Genomic DNA, 20147 nt, shown 5'->3' with positions numbered 1-20147 from the left:
TTATTTTTTGCTTACACAACTACCAAGCTTTGTTTTTGCTCAAGTAATCAATCAACAAATCAGCGAGTAGCTTGTCGTCTTTTGCCGAGGGGTGCCAGTGGCAGCCTTGATAATCCAATCCACTGAAAATAATTGAATCCACTTTCTTTAAACCATCAGCTTTAAGCGTGGCGACTACGTTGCCCACCTGCGCAGCCAATTCTCCTTCCATCTTGTCTGATGCCATCAAAATAAAATGCGCTTTCGGATTTTTCGTGTGCAGCGTTTTAACCAGCTGCGTATATTTTTTCACATAATCCTGCTGCAATTCCTCACGTGTTTTCCAGCGTTCTCCGTCATTGAGTTTGGTAGAGAAATCATTGGTGCCCAAACCTATGACGATCACCTGCGGCTGCCAATTGCTTGCGTAAATATAATGGTTATTGTGCAATGTAAATGGATACAGGCCAATCAGGTTTTTATCGGGCGAGTGGCCATTGTAATTGCGCACTATGCCAAAGCCCGACGAGGCATTTATTTGATAGTCCGCATTAAAATGTTTTGCGGTCAGTGGGCCGAAAGCGAGTTGCGAGTTGGTGGTATTGAACAGTTCTTCATTGGTACATTCACGGCTGCTGGATGTGTTGCCGTAACCCACAGTAAATGAATCGCCGATAAATTCAATTTGGCGTTTGCGCTCTGGAAGTTTTGCGGCTTTGTCGTCGCTGTAGAACCCGAGGAAGCGACCAGTGGATGATTGCGTCTCGCTGATTTTTTCCAGCCTTACTTGATGTTTGCCGGGGGTTAAGTTAGGTACAACATAATCCTGTTTGCCGGGCTTTTTGATTGCGATCGGTGTTTGGCTATCAATAATCAGGTGAAAATTGTTTTGGTCATCATCAAATTTTATCGTTAGTGAATCGCCGTTAAAAGCAGTTTCAAAATAGATGGCAGGCCATGAATATTCATAGGCTTTATTTCCTGCCTCGTCACTGGTCACCAATACGCGGCTGCTGGTATGGGTGGGCAATTGCTGCAGTTCGGCGCTGTGTGCGCTCAGGCTAATCCAAGAAAGGCTAACTAATGCGATAGAAAAACGTGTCAGGTTCATGTTTGCTCCACTTTTTTTATTGTGGTTTCTAAAATAGAAAACGCCGCATGGCGGCGTTTTAATAAAATAAAAGGCAAAATTATTTGGTATCGGCGATAATTTTTTGCAAGCCTTTCAGTGACGCTTCTACGCTTTGCATTGGCGTCATACCTTCTGGATAGACTTCTTGCTCCACCACCAACCAGAGTGTGCCACCGACGGTTTTATTGGCTTCAAGCAATGCCTTCCAGTCAGTGGTGTCTTTACCGAGGATCGGGTTTTCTTTATTGCCTTCATCTGGCGCGGCTGCTTTGTAGTGAGTGGTAATAGTGCGACCAGGGTAAGCCTTAACAAAATCCACTGGATTTTTGCCCGCCACTTCTGTCCAACCCACATCTTGCTGCAGAATTACGCCGTGCGATGTGCCTTTGCCGATCACATCCCAAGGTGTTTTACCCATGTCGCCGAGCATTTCTGGTTTGTGATTGTGGTAGCCGGTGTGCATGCCATGGGGCGCTAATTTTTTCTGGATCACTTCCAGTTCGGCGGCAACTTCTTTGGCACCTTCTGGGGTAAATGCGCGTTTGTCCATTGGGATAATTAAATATTTGCAATCGATCGCTTTGTAGAAGGCAACCGTTGCATCAAAATTTTCGGGCGACAATTTATCAAAATGTACGTGTGCGCCTGAGGCTTTCAATCCGGTTTTTTCCAAAAAGGCTTTCAAGCCTTTTGGATCTTTTTCATAAGCGCCGAAGTTGCCAGCGAATTCCACACCGTTAAAGCCCATGGCTTTGAGTTTTTTCAATGTGCCTTCAAAATCTTTGGCGACATCATCTTTAATTGACCAGAGCTGCACGCTCAACTGTGGTGAGGTGGGCGCAATATCGGCGGCGAAAGTCGCTACACTGATACTCGCAATCGCGGCCATAGTGATGGCTTTTATTGCGTTGGCCATTATTGTTTTGGATAGCTTCATAGTGGTTTCCTTTTTTTATAACGAACGGGTTATGTGTTTTATAGTGCTGTAGTCGTCGTACTTGTGGTGGTGCTTTTTTACTAGGAACTCGTCATTCCTGCGAAAGCTGGAATCCAGAATGTTGATTTTATGGATACCCGCGTTCGCGGGTATGACGAAAGTATATTTTTCAGGATTTTCCTAAATCTTTCCGAGCTTCAATTGCTGCACTGCATAATCAGCGGCGCGCGCAGTGAGCGCCATATAAGTCAGTGATGGATTTTGCGAAGCGCAGGATGCCATGGAAGAACCATCGGTGACAAATAAGTTAGGTACATCATGTGCCTGATTCCAGCCGTTGAGTACCGAGGTTTTGGGATCTTTACCCATACGCGCTGTACCCATTTCATGAATGGCAAGGCCGGGGTGCCAATCTTTTTTCGCATCGATTTTTTTCGTTATATCTTTCACTCCAATGCCTTCCAGAATTTCAGCACAGGTGTCGGCGATATCTTCAAACATTTTCCAATCGTTTTCTGACAGGTCGCACTCAATATGTAATTGTGGAATGCCCCATTTATCTTTCAACGTCGGATGCAGGGAAACCTGATTTTCATAGCGCGGTAGCATTTCGCCTGAGCCGCCCAGATTGAATATCCAACTGCCTGCACTGCGGATTGCTTTTTTGTAGTCTGCACCAAAACCGTCTTGCTGACTAAATGTGTCCCAGCCTTGACGCATAGCACTGCCGGTGATCTGGTAGCCGCGCAGGAACTTGGGATTCATTTCGCTGTAGTTGGTAAAACGCGGCATCACCAAACCGGTGGGGCGACGGCCGGAATAATATTCTTCTTCAAAACCTTCCACGCGTCCGGATGCACCCGCGCCGTACAAATGGTCCATCAAATAATGGCCAAGTGCGCCGGATGAATTGGCGATACCGGTAGGGAAACTTTCGCTTTTTGAGTTCAGCATGATTTGTGTTGTGCCGAGGGTAGATGCGCACAGGAAAATCACTTTGGCAAAATATTCGCGCGTCTCCAGCGTGTCTGCATCAATCACCCGCACGCCGGTTGCGCGATTGGTTTTGGGGTCGTAAATAACACTGTGCACAACACTGTTAGTCGCGATAGTTAAATTATTGGTGGCCAATGCCGATGGCAAGGTTGAACTTTGGGTAGAAAAATAGGCGCCGAAGGAACAGCCTTTTTGGCATTCATTGCGCGTCTGGCATTGGATGCGCCCCTGTGCGGTGTGGTGTGGGGCTGGCACTGATAAATGTGCAGTGCGACCCATAATGAGTTTGCGCGTTTTCCATTTCTTTTCGATGCGCGCTTTCATTTCTTTTTCGACCGCGTTCATTTCAAACGGCGGTAAAAATTTACTGTCGGGCAATATCTCCAGATTTTCGGCTGAACCGCTAATGCCCGCATGGATTTCTACGTGGTCATACCACTTCTCAATATCCTTGTAGCGAATCGGCCAGTCTACGCCGTGGCCATCGCGCGCGTTGGCAGTAAAGTCATGTTCACTCCAGCGATAGGATTGACGATGCCACAAGAGAGATTTTCCACCTAATTGATTGCCGCGAATCCAATCGAAGGGTTTATCTTTGGGCGTGCTGTAGGGATAGTCTTTGTCGTTGCCAAAAAAATGTTTGGTGGCATCGTTAAAGGCGTAGCATTTTTGTTGCACGTAATGCTGTTCATCGACAATCGCTTTTTCGACTTTGCCGCGAAAAGGCATTTGCCAGGCTTTAACACCTTCGCCGACATAATCTTTGCGGTGTTCTACCGGGCGGCCGCGTTCGACCATTAATGTTTTCAGCCCTTTTTCAGTGAGTTCTTTAGCGGCCCAGCCACCGGAAATACCAGAGCCGACAACTATTGCATCAAAAATTTCGGTGCTTTTGATGATGTAAATATTTTTATCCATGGAGATGACTTCTTAAGAAATTAACGGGGCAACGAGGTTAAAGGTGATCAGGGGCAATTCCTGTTAATACGGGAGCGCCCAGGCTTTGCCCGTTTCTTTGAATTTAACATTACCCTTATAGCCGCCGGGGATGGCGAGGTAAGCCAATTCTTGCGTTGCCCCAATTTCCGAGGTGTAGTAACCGAAGGTCACCAGCGCTTTTAATTGTTTGAAGAAGGTGCGGTCATCGGCCGTGAAACCATCGGCTGCCTTTTCCATGTTGGTGAGTAGTTCGATTTGCTGTGTTTTGTTCGCGCTGATAAACGGTTTGCTGAAGCGCGTTTGTGCGGAATCATCGATGCGTTTCAATCCCGCTAGCAGCCCTTGCTGTTCTTCTTTGCTCGCGCAATAAACGGCAAAGTGATTGATAAAATCGTGTACGCCAGCGGCGATGGCGCCGGGAGTGTCAGTAGTGGGGATAATGATTTCACCCAGTTCGCGCACCAGTGCTAATTGGTCGGTGTTAAGCAGGGTCTTTTTGCTGCGCGTTAAATCCGTTGGTGGTGTAAAAGCGGCCAGCGCTGAGAGTGAATTAGCCGAGAGTACCAGGCCACAGGCGAGTGCAAGTTGTTTAATAGCGTCGCGGCGCGAAACACCGGTTGCGCCATTCGGTAGAGCGGGTAGGGTCATGTAAGCCTCGTGCTTATTGTATTGTTTTGGGGTTGTGCGCGGCCTTGGCGGTTGCTTCACCCGTTCTCTCCTGGGTGGGTGTATGGCTTTCCCTGCTGGGAGATGTGCTTTGAAGTCTAGTTGCTGATCCGGTTAAGAGGGGTCAATATTTGTAAATATGTAATCGATTGCAGATGCTTTTTACGCGAATTTTCTGCTTATTTGCACGGGTTAGAAGGCTTTGCTCACAAGTGCAATCTAACCCGAAAAATTAGGCATAAAGAAAGTAATTCTGTCCGCTAATCGACTAGCGTTTTTTTAGCCGTATAGCGGTACCTCCGCCTGGCTTTAAATCCAGTTGGAGTTGAGTCTTCACATTCACGCGCAGGCGGACAATCTCGTAGGACTCAGGATTGGTTTCCCAATCTGCATCTTTGCCGTCGCGATAGATCTGTGCCTCATAGTCAGCATCGGGCTGGAGAAAATCGAGTTTTACGCTGAGCGCGCGCGCTTTTTGGTTAGTGATAGCGCCCAGGTACCAGTCGGCGCTGTTTTTATCTTGTCGGGCGACCACCAGATATTCACCTATCTCGCCCTGCAAGGCCCGGCTCTCGCGCCAGTCAGTGGGCACATCGTCGATAAATTGAAAGGCGGGATGTCCTGCATAGTTTTCCGGCAAGTCTGCCACCATTTGCAATGGGCTGTAGATCACCACGTAGAGCGCCAGCTGGTTGGCGAGCGTCGACGGAACCCGGTTATTGGGGCGATATTTTTGGTAGTCGAAATTGAAGATTCCGGGGGTGAAATCAATGGGGCCGGAGAGGCCGCGAGTAAAGGGAATGATGGTGGTGTGATCGGGCAGGTTGCCGCTGTCAGGGCTACCGCCGTTGTACTCCATACCGCGCACGCACTCCCGGGTCATCAAGTTGGGATAGGTACGGCGCAGGCCAGTATCGGTGACGGTTTCATGGGCGTTAACCATCACCTGATGGCGCGCGGCGGTATCCACCAGTCGCTGGAAATGGTTCACCATGTATTGGCCGTGGTGCCACTGGTCACCGTCGATACGCTTACCCACGTAGCCCATTTTTACGCTGTGAATGCCAAGCTTTTGGTAGTAACCAAAGGCTGACTCCATTTGCTGCTCGTAATAGGTAACGCCCGCCGCAGTTTCGTGGTGACCGATGATGGCTACGCCTTTTTCTTTGCCGTAGCGCACTACCTCTTCCAAATTCAGCCCGTCTACGGGTTGATCAAAGATAAATGTCGGCGGGCGCTGCCACCATTCACCTTCCCATCCTTTATTCCAGCCTTCGATTAACAGGCCACTAATGTCGTGTTGCGCGGCGAAGTCGATATATTGTTTGGCCCGCGCTGTGGTGGCGCCCTGTTTGGGGCCCGGGCTCCAGTCCTTTTCCCCTATGTGCATTTCCCACCAGATGCCCATGTACTTTCCCGGTTTCAGGTAGCGCTCGGTATTGGCTAGCGCCTCGGGTGTGGGCGCTTCATTCAGGTTCAGCGTTAGGTGAGAGTTCAGCAGATCTATGGCTTTGGGCGCGATTTGAATACTGCGCCAGGGGGATTTCATGGGGGTGGAGGTGCGCACCTTGTCGCCGTTAGGCCAGGGTACCAAATCCACTTTCAGGGTTTTGCTGTTATCCCCCTGCAGGCGCAGGGTCATGCTCGCGTAGTTGACCAGCGCCGCCTCGTGAATCGCCAGCGCGTAGTGGCGCGCCTCCAGAGTAATTGGGGTGAAGGCCACATCGACCGAACTGAGTGCCGATTTGAGGTATTGATATTCCGGGCCCCAGTTGCGATAGGCGGGAAGCCACCAGGTGTGGCTGTTTTCGGCCAATACGAACTCAGTCAGCTCGTCCTCGATCACGAAATTCTTCAGGTGCGGCTGATCAGGTAGCTCGTAGCGCAGGCCAATACCATCGTTAAACGCGCGCATCACCAGATATAATCGCCGGGGCTTGGCGCTGGTTTCGCTAAGTTCCAGACGAAGCTCACGATAGTGCTCGCTGATGGTCTGTTGTTCTCCCCAGGGTTGCTGCCATTGCTGGTTTACCTCCTGCTCGCTGTGTTTATCGACCTTGAGTGCGCCAGCCAGAGGTTCTTGCCCTTTAAGCTTGAGCCCCAGGCGAGAGGGCTTTACTACCGATCTGTGTTGGTAGTTTAGGCTGTAGAACACCCCCTCCGGGCGCACCTCCAGCTGCACATCAAGGGAGTTATCGGGTGACCGCAACAGGTAGCTTTGAGTAGTGTCCGCCTGGCCAGGCAAGATCAAAAGGATCAGGGCCAGCCCCATAACAAGGTTGGAATACAGGTGTTTCATCGGAGCCTCTTGCACTGCATCGCAGTTGCCGTAAAGTAAAACGAGCGGTTTTTGCCACTAATTAAACCAGTGTTATTAAGTTGGGGCAAGTGCTTGAGATTGGTTTTTGGTCCGATTTACAACCGGTTGTATGGTGATTGCCCGGAAAACAAACTATGATGCCAATTTGGTGTAGCGGCAGGTTTCCGCTGAATTGCTCAACGAGTGGCTGGCGATGAAAAAAGAAACTACAACGATAAAAAAAACCGCGTTGAAAATGGTGGATCTGGCGAAAATGGCGGGGGTCTCCAAGTCAACTGTTTCGCGTGCATTGCAAAACAGTGAGCTGGTCAATTTGGAGACCCGCGAGAAAATTCAGGCGCTGGCCAAGGAGCATAACTATCGCCTGAATACCCAGGCGCGCAATTTTCGGCTCAAAGAATCCCTCACTATCGGCGTTGTTATTCCCTCGGCGGATGAAGCCCGCTGGCAAATTACTGATCCATTTTTCCTGGAATTATTGGGTTCCATCTCTTTTAGCCTGATTGAGCAAGGGCACGAAATGCTCCTGTCTGGCTTGAGCTTGCATGCGGTAGCCAGCGGCCACGACGGTTTGCGCAGGATCAACTGCGACGGCCTGATTGTGGCCGGTCAGGCGGATTGCCATGAGGACCTAAACCGCATTGCGGATGGCAATACACCGGTAGTGGTCTGGGGAGCCAAGTTGCCGGATCAGCGCTACTGCACTGTGGGCGGCGATAACCACTTGGGCGGGGCGTTGGCCACTCGTCATCTACTCGAGATAGGCCGCCAGCAAATTGCCATTATCGGCGATTGGTCGACCCCCGAAGGCCGGTTGCGTTATGAGGGGTACCACCAAACCTTGATGAATACTGGTCTGGCCCCGAACCCGGCGCTGGAAGTGGCATTAGGGGTTGGTCGCGACAGCCACCGGGAGGCGGCGCAGCGTCTCATCGCCAGCGGGCACAAATTTGATGGATTGTTTTGCTTGAGCGATGCCATAGCCATGGCGGCAATTAACTCGCTTACCGAGCATGGCCTCCGCGTACCGACCGATGTCGCGGTAGTTGGTTATGACGATATTTCCCTGGCCCGCTTTTACACCCCTTCGATTACCACTATCCGTCAGGATCGGGAGCAGGGTGGCCGGTTAATGGTGGAAAAGTTGCTCGCAATGATTGATGGTGAGCGGGTGGATTCCGGATTCCTACCCACCGATATCATCGTTCGCAATAGTACCCTGAGCTAGATTTCCCCCTTCCTGGATACTAAACGGCGCAGTTTTTACTGCGCCGTTTTTCGTTGCTTTCCCCTCTTTTTCCATGTGCAACACCTGCCTTAAGTTGCTATGCGATTTATTCTCAAATGACAACTAATGTAACCAATGTTATTTAGTGGCGCGTATTGCAACCGGTTGTTTCTGTCGGTAGCAAATTTTGAGTGGCTGTATTTGATTAAAATGTAACCTTTGGTAGCGAGCGCAAAAAAAATGGAACTTTTTTTGGCTTTCGTCCCTGAGTGTTCTAAATTACAACCGGTTGCAGAGATTTTCTTACAGCCTAAAAAAGCACAACTGGAGAGAGACATGAAACACAACCCCATATTCAAGCCCGCGATTTTGTCGTTAGCCGTGGCGACGGCTGCCGGAAGCACTGGTCTGGTCCATGCACAAAATTCCGACAATGAAACCACCTCGGACGTTGAAGAGGTGATGGTGACCGGTATCCGCGCAAGCTTGATGCGTGCACAGTCAATGAAGATGGAAAACGCCTCCATATCAGAGGCATTGGCGGCTGAGGACATTGGTAAGCTGCCAGACTCATCGATCGCAGAATCTTTGGCACGTTTGCCCGGTTTGGCGGGTGAGCGTAAAGGAGGGCGCGTGAGCGGTATCTCCGTGCGCGGCTTTAAAGAGGATTTTGTTGGCACCACCCTGAATGGTCGCGAACTGCTCGGTATTGGCGATAACCGCGGTGCTGAATACGATTTATACCCCTCTGAAATTATGTCTGGTGCAGTCATCTACAAATCTTCCGAAGCCAAATTGACCACTACCGGAATTGGCGGAACCGTGGATTTGCGTACGGCGCGCCCATTGGACTCTGCGCCCACGGTTACCCTGAACGGGTCTTACGAAGTGAATTCCCAGGGCTCGGATAACCCTGAGTTTGATGACAACGGCAATCGCTACGCCATAGGTTTTTCGCAAAAGTTTGCCGATGACACTATAGGTTTGGCGATGGCCTATGCCTCTACTGAATCGCCTACCAACCAGCGCAAGTACGGTGTTTGGGGTTATGACAAAAATGCGGCCAGCGACCGCTATGTGCCTTCGGGTCTGGACATTATGGCGATTTCATCGGTGCTGGAGCGCGATACCGTATCCGCGATTTTCCAGTACCGCCCCAATGAAGACCTGGACATAGTAATTGATGCCCTGGACATCGATTACAGCGATTACGGTGTGATTCGCGGATTTATCGAACCCTTCTCGGTCGGCAGTATTACAGCGGGTTCGGGCGAATTTGATGCGACCGGGGTTCAGGTCAATGCCAACCCTGTATTGCGTACCGACCCCAAAGAAATCCTCGGTGATTTGCAAACGGTGGGCGTAAACCTCAAGTACAAATTCAACGAAATCTGGTCATTCCATTTGGATGCTGCCGACAGTGAATCCAGCAAAACCGATACCCGTGGCGAAAGCTATGCCGGTCTGGGCCGCTCCGGCTCCCTGACCAATGCGCAATTAGGCTCGCGCAACTTTGAAATGAGTCAGGGCGGTGTCTACTTCACCGGCATTTCGGGCATGGATTTCAGCGACTTTAACAGTATCAAGCTGACCGGCCCGCAAGGGTGGGGTGGCTCCTTGGCCGCCGAGGCCGATGTCTTTGCCTCTAACGTGCAAAAGGCAGCCGGTGGTGGTGTTTATACCTACGAAAACGCGCAGGACGGCTTCCTCAATGCAGGGCGTTTCAGCGAAGACCTGACTACCGTGAAGGTCGAGCTTGCCGTTGAATTGGATACGAGTTTCCTGAGTGGTGTAACTTTTGGCGCCTATTTCAGTGATCGTGAAAAATCCAAAATTAACGATGGCTTCTTCGCCACTTCGCCCACCTATCCCTACGGAAATGGCACCGGAAAAGTGGATGAAGTTATTCCCGAGAAATATCGCTTCGGCCTTGCGGATCTGAGCTGGGCGGGCTTGGGTAAAGTGGTTGCCTATGATGGCTATGCCCCTTACAAAGACGGTTATTACTACCAAACCTCAGCGGCCGAGCTTGAGCCGGATCGCTTGGGTGATTCCTATGTGGTCACTGAAGAAGTGACCACCTTCTACGTGCAAGCGGATATCAATGCCGAAGTGAGCGGAATCAATCTGGTTGGTAATGCCGGGGTGCAGGTAGTGGATACCGACCAGGCTTCTACCGGCTACACCGGTCTGGTGGATGAAACCTTCAGTGTGGATCCAACACGCACCGCCGAGGGTGGGGCGAGCTACACCAAGGTGCTGCCCAGCTTGAACCTGAGTGCGGAAGTGGCTGAATCCCAATTTGTGCGCTTTGGGGCGTCCAAAACGATTAGCCGCGCGCGTATCGACCAAATGAAAGCCTCCGGTTTTGTGAAGTACGATCAGAACATCGATATTTTGCTTTCTACGGATTACACCGCGGACACGCCCTGGTCCAAGTTCCAGGGGGCGCCCAGCTTGCGGCCGTTAGAGTCCAATAATTTCGATCTGGCCTATGAAAAATACTTTGCGGATGATGGCTATATCTCCCTGACCTACTTCTACAAAGATCTGGTCAACTGGACGCGCGAAGGTCAGACGGTTATCGATTTTTCTAACGATGCAACCAACGGCGGAGCCAACTACTACATACCGGCGTTCCACAACAAAACCGTGCAGACCGATGGCACCTACGGCCCCAATGATGTGTTCCTGACGGCGGGTACTGTGGTTGCTCCTGCCCAATTTATGGGTTATTCATCGTCCTTTGAAGATGGTCTGAAAGGCACTGTGGATGGCTGGGAGCTGACTGCTAACGTGCCCTTGGGCTTGGTGAGCGATGCACTGGAAGGTTTCGGTTTTGCTGCGTCCAGCTCACTCATTGACGCCAAACTGGATGATGGTTCCGCCATTCCCGGTCAGTCGGATGAGGTTCACTCCCTAACCATCTACTATGCGACCGGTGGATTTGAAGTGCGTGTCGCGGGTACGGACCGGAGTGATTTCGCAACCTATCAGCGCGGTGGCAGTAACAAAATTGAAAATGCCAATCGCAAGGGTGTGCAACTGATTGACGCCCAAATCAGCTACGATTTCTCTGATTCCGATTGGGAGTCGCTGCATGGCTTGCGTCTGTCATTGCAAGGTACCAACCTGACCGATGAAGACGAAGAAGATGTAGGCGATCAGGGCATAGTCACTGCGCGCCGCGAATTTGGTCCAACCTATATGTTGAACGCCAACTACTCGTTTTAAAGCGCGATGATTAAAAAGGCCTTCCGGAGGAATCCGGGAGGCTTTTTTGTTGATGGGTGAGACTATTGCGATCTGCTGCGATAAAAGCGGCTATCTTTAGTGTGACTGGCTTGGTATTAACCCATAGCGACGCCGTTACGCGCAGCCTAAGGAATTGCGAACCAATGAATAAACCAATCCAAAAAATAGTTGTTGCAGGTGGCGGTACAGCGGGGTGGATGAGTGCTGCACTGTTAAAAAAAATGTTGCAGCAGCGCGTTGAAATTGAATTAGTTGAATCAGAGGAAATTGGTATCATCGGTGTGGGTGAGGCAACAATTCCGCCGATACAAACCTTCAATGCGGTACTGGGCTTGAATGAGGCAGAGTTTCTGCGCGAGACCCGGGCCACCATCAAAATGGCCATACGTTTCGATAACTGGAAGCAGCGCGGCGACAGCTACTTTCACACCTTCGGTGCGCCGGGAACTACCCTTGGCTACAGTTCATTCCAGCACTATTGGTTGCGCGCGCGTCAGCAGGGTTTGAGCTCCGCTGCGCTGTGGGAATTCGATTTAAATTACCTGTGTTGTAACGCAGGTGTGTTTGGGAAATTTAATAGCAAAGATCCGCTCTACCAACTCCCTTATGCTTATCATTTTGATTCTGCCCTCTATGGCCGCTATCTGCGCAAGTTGAGCGAGCAGGCTGGTGTGGTGCGCACCGAGGGGAAAATAAGTTCGGTAAAAATCAATCCGGATTCCGGCTTTGTTGAATCCTTGCAGATGGAAAATGGTCAGCAAATTGCGGGCGATTTATTTATCGATTGCAGCGGTATGCGCGGCTTACTGATTCAGGGCGCGCTGCGTACCGGTTACGAAGAGTGGGGACATTGGCTCCCCTGTGATCGCGCGCTGGCAGTTCCCTCGCAGCGCTTTGAAAAAACCTTGCCTTATACTCGCGCCATCGCCCATAAGGTGGGTTGGCAGTGGCGAATTCCACTGACCCACCGCAACGGCAATGGATTGGTTTATAGCTCGCAGTATTTAAGTGACGATGAAGCTGCGCATATCTTAATGAACAACCTTGATTCAGTTGCGCTTGCCGATCCCAAACCCATTCAGTTTAAAACCGGGCGGACACTGCAACAGTGGAATAAAAATGTTATTGCCGTTGGCCTGTCGAGCGGATTTTTGGAACCACTTGAATCCACCAGTATTCATTTAATCCAATCAGCCATAGTGCGCCTCGCCAAAAATTTTCCCAATGCAGGTTTCAGCGCTGCGCAGGTTAATGAATACAATCAGGACTCAAAACGCGAATACGAAACCGTGCGCGATTTTATTATTTTGCATTACCACTTGAACGAGCGTGACGATAACGACTTCTGGCGGTATTTACGCAACATGCCGATTCCGGAACGGCTCGCACACAAAATGGCGCTGTTTCGCGAGACTGGCTCAGTGGTCAATGATGCAGGCGATATTTTTCTCGATTCTTCCTGGCTGCAAGTCATGCTGGGGCAGGGAATCGTGCCGCGCGATTATCACCCCAGTGCTGATTTGCCTCCCGCCAGTGAATTGAGCGCGATGCTTGAGCAAATTGCGACGGCCAAGCGCAAGCCTCTTGCGCAATTGCCAACCCATGACGATTTTTTATTTCAGTATGCAGGCGTCACGCGCGAGGTGACCCAAGGTGGATAAACCATGGCGCATCCTAATCCTCGGTGGTGGTACCGCTGGTTGGATGGCAGCGAATTTATTTGCTAAACAATGGCCGAGTGAACAAGTCCAGATAACCTTAATCGAAGCGCCGGAAATTCCTATTATTGGTGTGGGCGAGGGCTCTACCCCCTCGTTGAAACGTTTTTTTAAAACGCTCGACATTCCCGAGCGCGAATGGATGCCGGAATGTCAGGCGACTTACAAAACCAATATTCGCTTTGTTGACTGGAGCCCCGCCTCCGGCGTGAGCGATTATTCGCACCCCTTTTATTCCCAACCGGATGTTTTTAACGAGCGCGCATTTTTTACCAATTGCCGCACACGTCGTCTGGGTCTGAATGTGGTAACGGAGCCTGAGCGGTTTTTTGTTAATGGTGAATTGGCGCGGCAAGGCAAAGCGCCGGTTGCACCAAAAAGTTTTCCCTTTCACATGGAATACGGCTATCACTTTGATTCGCAATTGCTCGGACGCTATCTGGCGCGGGTTGCTGCAGCGCGCGGTGTAGTGCATCGCCAGGCAACCTTCGCACAGGTGCTGCGCAATAACGCGGGTGATATTAGCGCGCTACAAACCCGCGCTGGCGATGTGATTGACGGTGATTTTTTTATCGACTGCACGGGCTTTGCCTCGCTGTTAATGCAACAGGGTTTGGGCGTGCCGTTTCGCTCTTACGCACAGCAATTGTTTAACGATAGCGCCGTGGTTATGCCCAGTGCCGCAGCGCAACATTTTCCGGTGGAGACCCGCTCTACAGCATTAACTGCAGGTTGGTGTTGGCATATTCCGCTGATGCACCGCAGCGGAAATGGTTATGTTTATAGCAGTCAATTTATTAGTAAAGATCAAGCGGAAGCAGAATTTCGCGCGCACCTGGGGGTGAGTGATTCGGCGCAGGAGTGCCGTCATCTGAAAATGCGTGTAGGGCAATTGGAGCAACACTGGGCCTACAATTGCGTTGGCTTGGGATTGTCGCAAGGGTTTATCGAACCGCTGGAAGCCACCGCATTACATTTGGTGCAATTGACGATTGAAGCTTTAATCGATGCGCTGGACCAGCATCAATTCACCTGTGGTGGGCGCGAACAATTTAATCGCACAGTGAATAATCATTTTGAAGGCGTGCGCGATTACATTCTCGCGCATTACAAACTCAACACGCGTGGGTTGGTTAATGGCGCGGGGGACGACGCAGGTTATTGGCGCGCGAACCGCGACAATAAACACATGCCCGAATCCTTGCTGCAATTATTGGATGTGTGGTTTCGCTGCGGTGATCTGGAGGCGGAATTTGCGCAACGAAAAATCAAACCCGCCTTCAATGCCGCATCCTGGCATTGTCTACTGGCAGGCTACGGGGCTTTCCCGCCGCTTGCGCCTAATCAGCCCGGGCTGGGCAAAGGTGATCTTTATCGCGAATGCGAAGTCGCTAATTTTGTTGAGGGCTGTGCGCTGAATTTTCCGCTACATAAAGCGCTGTTGATGAATGACAGAAAATTAACTGAGCCAGGCTCCTAATGCTTGGCAGAGCCAATCGGGATCGTCTATTGGTAAGTCGTGACCCGCATCCGGATGCAGCTGCAATGGCCAATTAAATCGCTGTGCGAGGTCTTTGCTTGCGTTGCAATTAACAAAGCGATCACCCGCGCTGGCGATAATCAATCCGCGCACCGTGCAACCTTGCTGCGGGCGAAATCGCGCAGCGGCACCCAGCATGCTAATGATGGTTGCGCGCGAAACCGGATGTTGCGTTTGAATCGCAAGCCACCGCTGCAAATGGGTATTGAAATTCACACGGTTATTACTGACATGACGCAACACCAGGTGTTCGCGCCAGCGAATGGGTAATAAGAGCGCAGCGATAATCGCCGGCCAGGCGCGCGGGCGCAAACGCCAGTGCAGGGGCTGATCGCCCGCACTTGAATTAATCAGAACTGTGCCGGCAAGCTCTTGCGGAAATTGCTGGGCCCAATTCAGCGCGATCATTCCTCCCATGGAAATGCCGATCACATAAACCGGTTGGGATATGTGTAATGCGCTGATTTGCGCGCGCGCGTAGTCGGTCATCTGCTGGATTGACGCCAGCGCTGGCTGCTGAAACTGGCTGCCGCAGCCGGGAAAATCAATGCAATGAATAGTCCAGTCACTGCCCAGTTTCTGGGGAAAGTCCATCCAGTGCGCCGCTTCGCGCGCAAGGCCGCGCAATAAAACCAAATGTTTTTTCACAATTCGATGCTCATTCAAAACTGCACTTTTCAGAACCGCACTTTTCAAAACCGCACTTTTCAAAACCACAGGCTCTTGGCCGTTTGATTTAATATCCCGGTTTGTTTTTCATCGGGCAACCAGTTGTGGTGATTGAGTGTGGCAGCCAACATAAAATCCAGCAACACAATATGGCGGCGCAGCACCCGCGTATGGCGATGCTGAATTTGTGGGTTAAATAATCCTGCCATGTTGAATAATTGGCGCGGACTTTTTTTCACCCACAGCCAGGAACCCATCTCTAATGTGAGCGGTAAAAAGTGCGCTTGGTTTTGCGCGCGCGACTGATAATAAAAATAATCCCATAAATCGCCATGGGATAAATAATGAATCGATTGTGGTTCAAATAGATAGGTGTGGTTTGGGTAACTGCGCTCCCACAGCATTTTCAATGCAACATAGTCGGCAATATTGCCTATTGGTTTCTTGCGATAGGCGTGCGGAAACCAAAGCCGGTCTTGCATGCCCAATCCTGAATGCAAATCGAGTACTGCCGCAAAAGGTCGATTAAAAACTTGTCGCTGGATTACTTGTTCCAGTGCGATATTTTCTGCTTCCATTTGCCCGCGTTTGCGCCCGCGATACCAGGGCAGAAACGGTCCGAGGCGATGGCCACCACCGAGCAGGGGCACGGGGCCTTCGGCGTCAATCGGCGCGTTGCGGTTTAGATCTACCCCATTACCATTGGCGCGCTGATTTAAATACATGCCAACCGGATTCATAATCGGCACAATTACTAATTGCAGTTGTTGCAACTGCTGCTGCAAACCTGCATCCCACTGCAAGCGCTCCAACAGCGTTTGTAGCCAGGCGATCAATACCTGGCTGCCAATCCGCTCAATGCCGTGAATTCCGCCAGTAAATAACATTGTAGGTGCGTTGGGTGCACGCGAACCGAGCGTAAGTGAATAGAGTGGAAACTCCATATTCTCGTAATACAATTTTGCTTCGCAGTTGGCGTGCAGAAGATTGTTGTGTTCGCGCATCAAGCGTTCAAGTTGTAGCAGTTCAGGAATTTTTTGTTTGAAATCTTTGCGTAATTCAGCGCTGCGCAATGAGGATGAGGTGATATCGCCCGTTGCGGTTACGTCAGGTGGCGTGTGGTTCAGGTTGGTCATGTGAATGCCGATGCGATAAATCCTTGGTTTCCCAAAGCATAGCGGTTTTTGGTGTGCTGGTTTTTTACAGTTTTGTGACGGCACAGGCGCACAAGAGCGGGAACGCCAGTTTAGACGGGATTGGGGGCAATCAATCCCACACTAATGATTTCTCGGTTGTTGAGATCACGGTTAATTCATTGTTCTCGATCATGGCTGGAAGATTGCTGCTGATGCGTAGATACAAACGGTCTTTATTAGTGTTGATAATCGTTTTGGCATTGGCAGCAATGCCAACACAGCGGTTGCGTCCCGATTTTTTTGCGGCGTAAAGCGCGCGGTCGGCGATATCGATCACTTGCTCCCAGGATAAGGTTGCAGGCTGCTCGGGCAAGAAGGGGAAGCTGGCATAACCCATCGAGCAGGTTTTTTTCAGGATGCCGCCATCGGGCAAGGTGAAATTATACTGCTCGATACTGTTGCGGATTCGCTCGGCCATAAGTGGTGCTTCATCGCGGTCGGCAAAGCGGCTCACAATTAAAAATTCTTCGCCGCCCCAGCGGACCACGCAATCGGATTCGCGACAGATTTTGGTCAGCACATCTGAAAGCTGAACCAATAATTGATCGCCTGCCGCATGGCCGTGCGTATCGTTAACGGATTTAAAAAAATCCACATCCAGAATAAAAAATGTGAGGTCGCGGGTATTTTTGCGCGGTTGGCGATCGGGTGTTGGCGGTGCGTATTCGCGCTGGACTTTGGCGATGTCCATCGGAATTAATTTTTGTAAGTAGCGGCGATTATTTAATCCAGTGAGTGGGTCGGACAAACTGATCGCTTCCAGCTGTGCGTAAGCACCTTCCAACTCAGCATTTTTATGCTGTAATTCAGCGGTGCGCTCGGCGACTTTCTGTTCCAACTCGCGGCTGATCTTGCGCGCGATCAGCACTTTTTGGTGTTGGCTGCGCACAAACAATAGCAGCATGCCGATGATGGTGGCGGCGTAAATACTGTAGGCCCACCAGGTTTTCCAGGGTGGTGGCAACACAGTCACCTGAATGCTGCGCCCTTGCTCGTTCCAGACGCCATCGTTATTACTGGCTTTCACCCGAAACTGATAAGTGCCTGCGGGCAAGTTGGTATAGAACGCCGTGCGTTGGTTACCAACCTCACGCCAATCATTATCAAAGCCTTCAAGTTTGTAAGCGTGCTGATTTTTTTCTGTATCGCGGTAATTTAGAGCGGCGAAACTAAATGAAATCATCGATTGGGTGTAATCCAGCGTGATGCTGTCGGTTTGGGTAATTACCTTTTCTAATAAGTTATCTGCACCATGAATCGCAACTTTCTGGGTGAATAAGCGGAAATCTGTAATCGCAACCGCAGGCGGTATTTTGTTTTGGTTGCTTTCGAGCTTATCAACATCAAAGAAATACAAGCCGTTGCGCGAACCAAATGCCAGCAGGCCCGAATGGGTTACCAACGCAGCGCCCGTGGCAATACCGCCAATTAGCTCGCCGTTAAAACGGGTGTAGTTTTTTACGGCGAGCGTATCCGGGTCAAAGCGTACTACACCGTTATTGGTGCCCAACCATAAAATTCCGTGGCGGTCTTCAATGATGGCGCGGATACCCTGATCGGCAAATCCGTGGCTGGTGTCGTAGCGGGTAAAATCGTCGGTGTCGGGGTGGTAGAGGTGAAGCCCCATATCGGTGCCAAACCATAGGCGCTTTTTACCATCTTCGCGAATGGCGAGCACTGAGCCATTGGCCAGGCTACGTGGATTATCGGCGTCGGGCAGGTAGCGTTTAAAGGTGCCGTCAGTGCGATTCAACAGATTTAAACCGTATGCGGTCCCGACCCAAAAGCGCCCTTGCGAATCTTCGTAGGATACCCAAACGACTGCGCTGGAAACGCTCTGTGGCCCGGTCTCACTGTGAGGATAAAAATGGTAAGTCCCGGTCTTGCGATCAAAATGGGTGAGACCGTTGTAATGGGTGCCGAACCAGAGGTTTTGCTGCCGGTCTTCATGAATATTCCACACCATCAAATCATTTAATTTGCGACCGGTTTGCTCGCCACGTTTACTTTGGTCCGGGTCCACCGGAAGTGTATCGAAGCGATCGGTGGTGGGATTGTATTGCTGTGCCCCCGCACCCCAGGTACCAAATAATAAATGGCCCCGGGAATCCATAGTGCCATTGAGTATGGCGGTGGTGCCTACGCGCGAATCTTCACCGGTGGTGTGCTGGTAGTGGGTAAATAAATCAGTGGTGGGATCAAAACGGGAAACACCATTGGAACCTATCCAGAGGTTGCCCTCTTTATCTTCCACCAGCGCTTCGACGTTATTGTCCATTGGCCCCTGGTTCGCGATGATCGATTTCTGATAAACGCGGATTGCTGCGCTGGAGCGATCATAAATATGTACACCTGAGGGATAGGTGCCTATCCAGAGGTCGCCAATCCGATCCTCATAAATACGGCGGATGGTATTGCTGGTTAGCTTGCCCGCACCACCGTCGCCCCGGTCAAACAGAATCCAGTTATCGTGCGGTTCGTTGTACAGGCTCAAGCCTCCGCCATCACTCCCCGTCCATATCCAACCATTGCGATCCACATAAATTTGCCAGGAAAAATTATTGGGTAGGCTGGTTGGGTCGTTGGCTTTGTGTTGGTAATGAGTGAATTGGTTTGTCACCCTATCCAAACGATAAATGCCGTTGTCGCTGCCCGCCCAGATTCTTCCTGAGTGATCCACTGCCACGGTCCTGATGCTGTTTTCCAGTGTGGATTTGGGGTTTTCCGGCTTGGGAATATGCAAGGTGATTTTTCTGCTTACCAGATCCAGCTGCGCTAAACCGGTATCCAACCCCAGCCAAATAAGATTGTCTTTCTCCACCACTATGTCATTGACCGGATTGCTTGGCAGGCCACCATTTTGCAGGGTTAACACTTCTACGTTGCCGTTGACCTGGTTGAGGATGCCAAAGCCGTTGGCAGTACCAATCAGGATATCGCCCGCAAGGCTTTCGGCAATCGCATTAATCGCCCCTCCCTCGTTCAGCAAGTTGCCTGGAATACTGACCGGCAGCAAAACCTCATGGTCGCGATCATAACGATACAGCCCCGAGCGGGTCGCCGCCCAAAGGGTTTGTTGTTTGTCCTCCAGCAATTCCAATACCTGATTGACTGGTTCTGTATCGGTCACATTCGCCGGGTCCTTGGCGGCGGGAATAGGCAAAAACTCGTAGCCATCGTAGCGCAAAAGCGCATTGCGCCCACCCAGCCAGATAAAGCCTTGGTAATCCTGAATAATTGATTCCACCTCACCCAGCGCAATATCCTGGTTTTGCATGATGTTGCGAAAGTGGATTTTTTTGGGGTAGTCAGATGCTGCGGCCGTATTGTCCGCATAGCTGGCAGGGATCAGCGCAAACTGCGCGATGGCAATTGTCAGGAGTAAAACCAAGCTCTTATTCATTTTTATGTCGTTAGCTGTAGTGGTGGGCGTCCTGCTAGCCGACCGCACACCTTGCATGTTCGGGCGCGGCTCTGTTTGGCTGAGCTGGTTTAGTTATAGCAGGTGCTAGCGGACTTGGTGGATTTTGTAAGGCGGGCGGTACAGTTTTGCCGCTGGGCTGCAGGCCTCA

The 20147-nt window shown here is 50.8% G+C and carries 12 protein-coding genes; 4 read left to right on the top strand and 8 right to left on the bottom strand.

Annotated elements, in window-relative coordinates; genetic code table 11:
* Nucleotides 1-19: 19 nt before the first annotated feature.
* The 5 genes from J2X05_RS12075 to J2X05_RS12055 all read right to left on the bottom strand — a co-directional run bounded on the left by J2X05_RS12075 (nt 20) and on the right by J2X05_RS12055 (nt 6948).
* Nucleotides 20-1090, bottom strand: coding sequence for an SGNH/GDSL hydrolase family protein (locus J2X05_RS12075; RefSeq protein WP_310072773.1), 1071 nt, complete (start codon nt 1088-1090; stop codon nt 20-22).
* Nucleotides 1091-1169: 79 nt separating this feature from the next.
* Entirely contained in the window at nt 1170-2048 is an 879-nt protein-coding gene (locus J2X05_RS12070; protein ID WP_310072772.1) for a sugar phosphate isomerase/epimerase family protein, read from the bottom strand.
* Nucleotides 2049-2228: 180 nt separating this feature from the next.
* Nucleotides 2229-3962, bottom strand: a complete 1734-nt coding sequence (locus tag J2X05_RS12065; RefSeq protein WP_310072770.1) for a GMC oxidoreductase — start codon at nt 3960-3962, stop codon at nt 2229-2231.
* 63 nt (nt 3963-4025) lie between these two features.
* Nucleotides 4026-4631, bottom strand: coding sequence for a gluconate 2-dehydrogenase subunit 3 family protein (locus J2X05_RS12060; RefSeq protein WP_310072768.1), 606 nt, complete (start codon nt 4629-4631; stop codon nt 4026-4028).
* A 286-nt stretch (nt 4632-4917) separates the two neighbouring features.
* The gene (locus tag J2X05_RS12055) at nt 4918-6948 is read right to left on the bottom strand and encodes a glycoside hydrolase family 97 protein (protein WP_310072766.1); all 2031 of its coding nucleotides are present in this window, start codon (nt 6946-6948) and stop codon (nt 4918-4920) included.
* A gap of 214 nt (nt 6949-7162) precedes the next feature.
* Here J2X05_RS12055 and J2X05_RS12050 point away from each other — a divergent pair, with 214 nt between their 5' ends.
* From J2X05_RS12050 to J2X05_RS12035, 4 genes are all read left to right on the top strand, one after another.
* Nucleotides 7163-8197, top strand: a complete 1035-nt coding sequence (locus J2X05_RS12050) for a LacI family DNA-binding transcriptional regulator (RefSeq protein ID WP_310072764.1) — start codon at nt 7163-7165, stop codon at nt 8195-8197.
* A 336-nt stretch (nt 8198-8533) separates the two neighbouring features.
* Nucleotides 8534-11431, top strand: a complete 2898-nt coding sequence (locus tag J2X05_RS12045; RefSeq protein ID WP_310072762.1) for a TonB-dependent receptor — start codon at nt 8534-8536, stop codon at nt 11429-11431.
* A gap of 164 nt (nt 11432-11595) precedes the next feature.
* A complete protein-coding gene (locus tag J2X05_RS12040) occupies nt 11596-13113 on the top strand; it encodes a tryptophan halogenase family protein (RefSeq protein ID WP_310072761.1) in 1518 nt (505 codons plus the stop codon).
* The gene (locus tag J2X05_RS12035; protein ID WP_310072760.1) at nt 13106-14650 is read left to right on the top strand and encodes a tryptophan halogenase family protein; all 1545 of its coding nucleotides are present in this window, start codon (nt 13106-13108) and stop codon (nt 14648-14650) included. The genes J2X05_RS12040 and J2X05_RS12035 overlap by 8 nt, the downstream gene beginning before the upstream one ends.
* Here the strand turns inward: J2X05_RS12035 and J2X05_RS12030 are convergent.
* The 3 genes from J2X05_RS12030 to J2X05_RS12020 all read right to left on the bottom strand — a co-directional run bounded on the left by J2X05_RS12030 (nt 14630) and on the right by J2X05_RS12020 (nt 19978).
* Nucleotides 14630-15358, bottom strand: coding sequence for an alpha/beta fold hydrolase (locus J2X05_RS12030; protein WP_310072758.1), 729 nt, complete (start codon nt 15356-15358; stop codon nt 14630-14632). The two genes, J2X05_RS12035 and J2X05_RS12030, sit on opposite strands and share 21 nt — an antisense overlap.
* A 59-nt stretch (nt 15359-15417) precedes the next feature.
* Nucleotides 15418-16515 (bottom strand): DUF2817 domain-containing protein, encoded by a 1098-nt coding sequence (locus J2X05_RS12025; protein WP_310072755.1) that lies wholly within the window; start codon nt 16513-16515, stop codon nt 15418-15420.
* A gap of 130 nt (nt 16516-16645) precedes the next feature.
* Nucleotides 16646-19978: a ligand-binding sensor domain-containing diguanylate cyclase gene (locus J2X05_RS12020; protein ID WP_310072753.1), complete on the bottom strand. Its 3333-nt coding sequence runs from the start codon at nt 19976-19978 to the stop codon at nt 16646-16648.
* Nucleotides 19979-20147 lie beyond the last annotated feature (169 nt).

Origin of the sequence: Cellvibrio fibrivorans (assembly GCF_031457055.1) — a bacterium.
In the GTDB taxonomy this organism is placed as follows: domain Bacteria; phylum Pseudomonadota; class Gammaproteobacteria; order Pseudomonadales; family Cellvibrionaceae; genus Cellvibrio; species Cellvibrio fibrivorans.
This window is presented reverse-complemented; position numbering and strand designations above follow the sequence as displayed.

Bases quoted from the DNA above. Each gene is read 5' to 3' on its own strand.
- J2X05_RS12075 (WP_310072773.1), bottom strand. From the start codon at position 1,090: ATGAACCTGACACGTTTTTCTATCGCATTAGTTAGCCTTTCTTGGATT.
- J2X05_RS12070 (WP_310072772.1), bottom strand. From the start codon at position 2,048: ATGAAGCTATCCAAAACAATAATGGCCAACGCAATAAAAGCCATCACT.
- J2X05_RS12065 (WP_310072770.1), bottom strand. From the start codon at position 3,962: ATGGATAAAAATATTTACATCATCAAAAGCACCGAAATTTTTGATGCA.
- J2X05_RS12060 (WP_310072768.1), bottom strand. From the start codon at position 4,631: ATGACCCTACCCGCTCTACCGAATGGCGCAACCGGTGTTTCGCGCCGC.
- J2X05_RS12055 (WP_310072766.1), bottom strand. From the start codon at position 6,948: ATGAAACACCTGTATTCCAACCTTGTTATGGGGCTGGCCCTGATCCTT.
- J2X05_RS12050 (WP_310072764.1), top strand. From the start codon at position 7,163: ATGAAAAAAGAAACTACAACGATAAAAAAAACCGCGTTGAAAATGGTG.
- J2X05_RS12045 (WP_310072762.1), top strand. From the start codon at position 8,534: ATGAAACACAACCCCATATTCAAGCCCGCGATTTTGTCGTTAGCCGTG.
- J2X05_RS12040 (WP_310072761.1), top strand. From the start codon at position 11,596: ATGAATAAACCAATCCAAAAAATAGTTGTTGCAGGTGGCGGTACAGCG.
- J2X05_RS12025 (WP_310072755.1), bottom strand. From the start codon at position 16,515: ATGACCAACCTGAACCACACGCCACCTGACGTAACCGCAACGGGCGAT.
- J2X05_RS12020 (WP_310072753.1), bottom strand. From the start codon at position 19,978: ATGAATAAGAGCTTGGTTTTACTCCTGACAATTGCCATCGCGCAGTTT.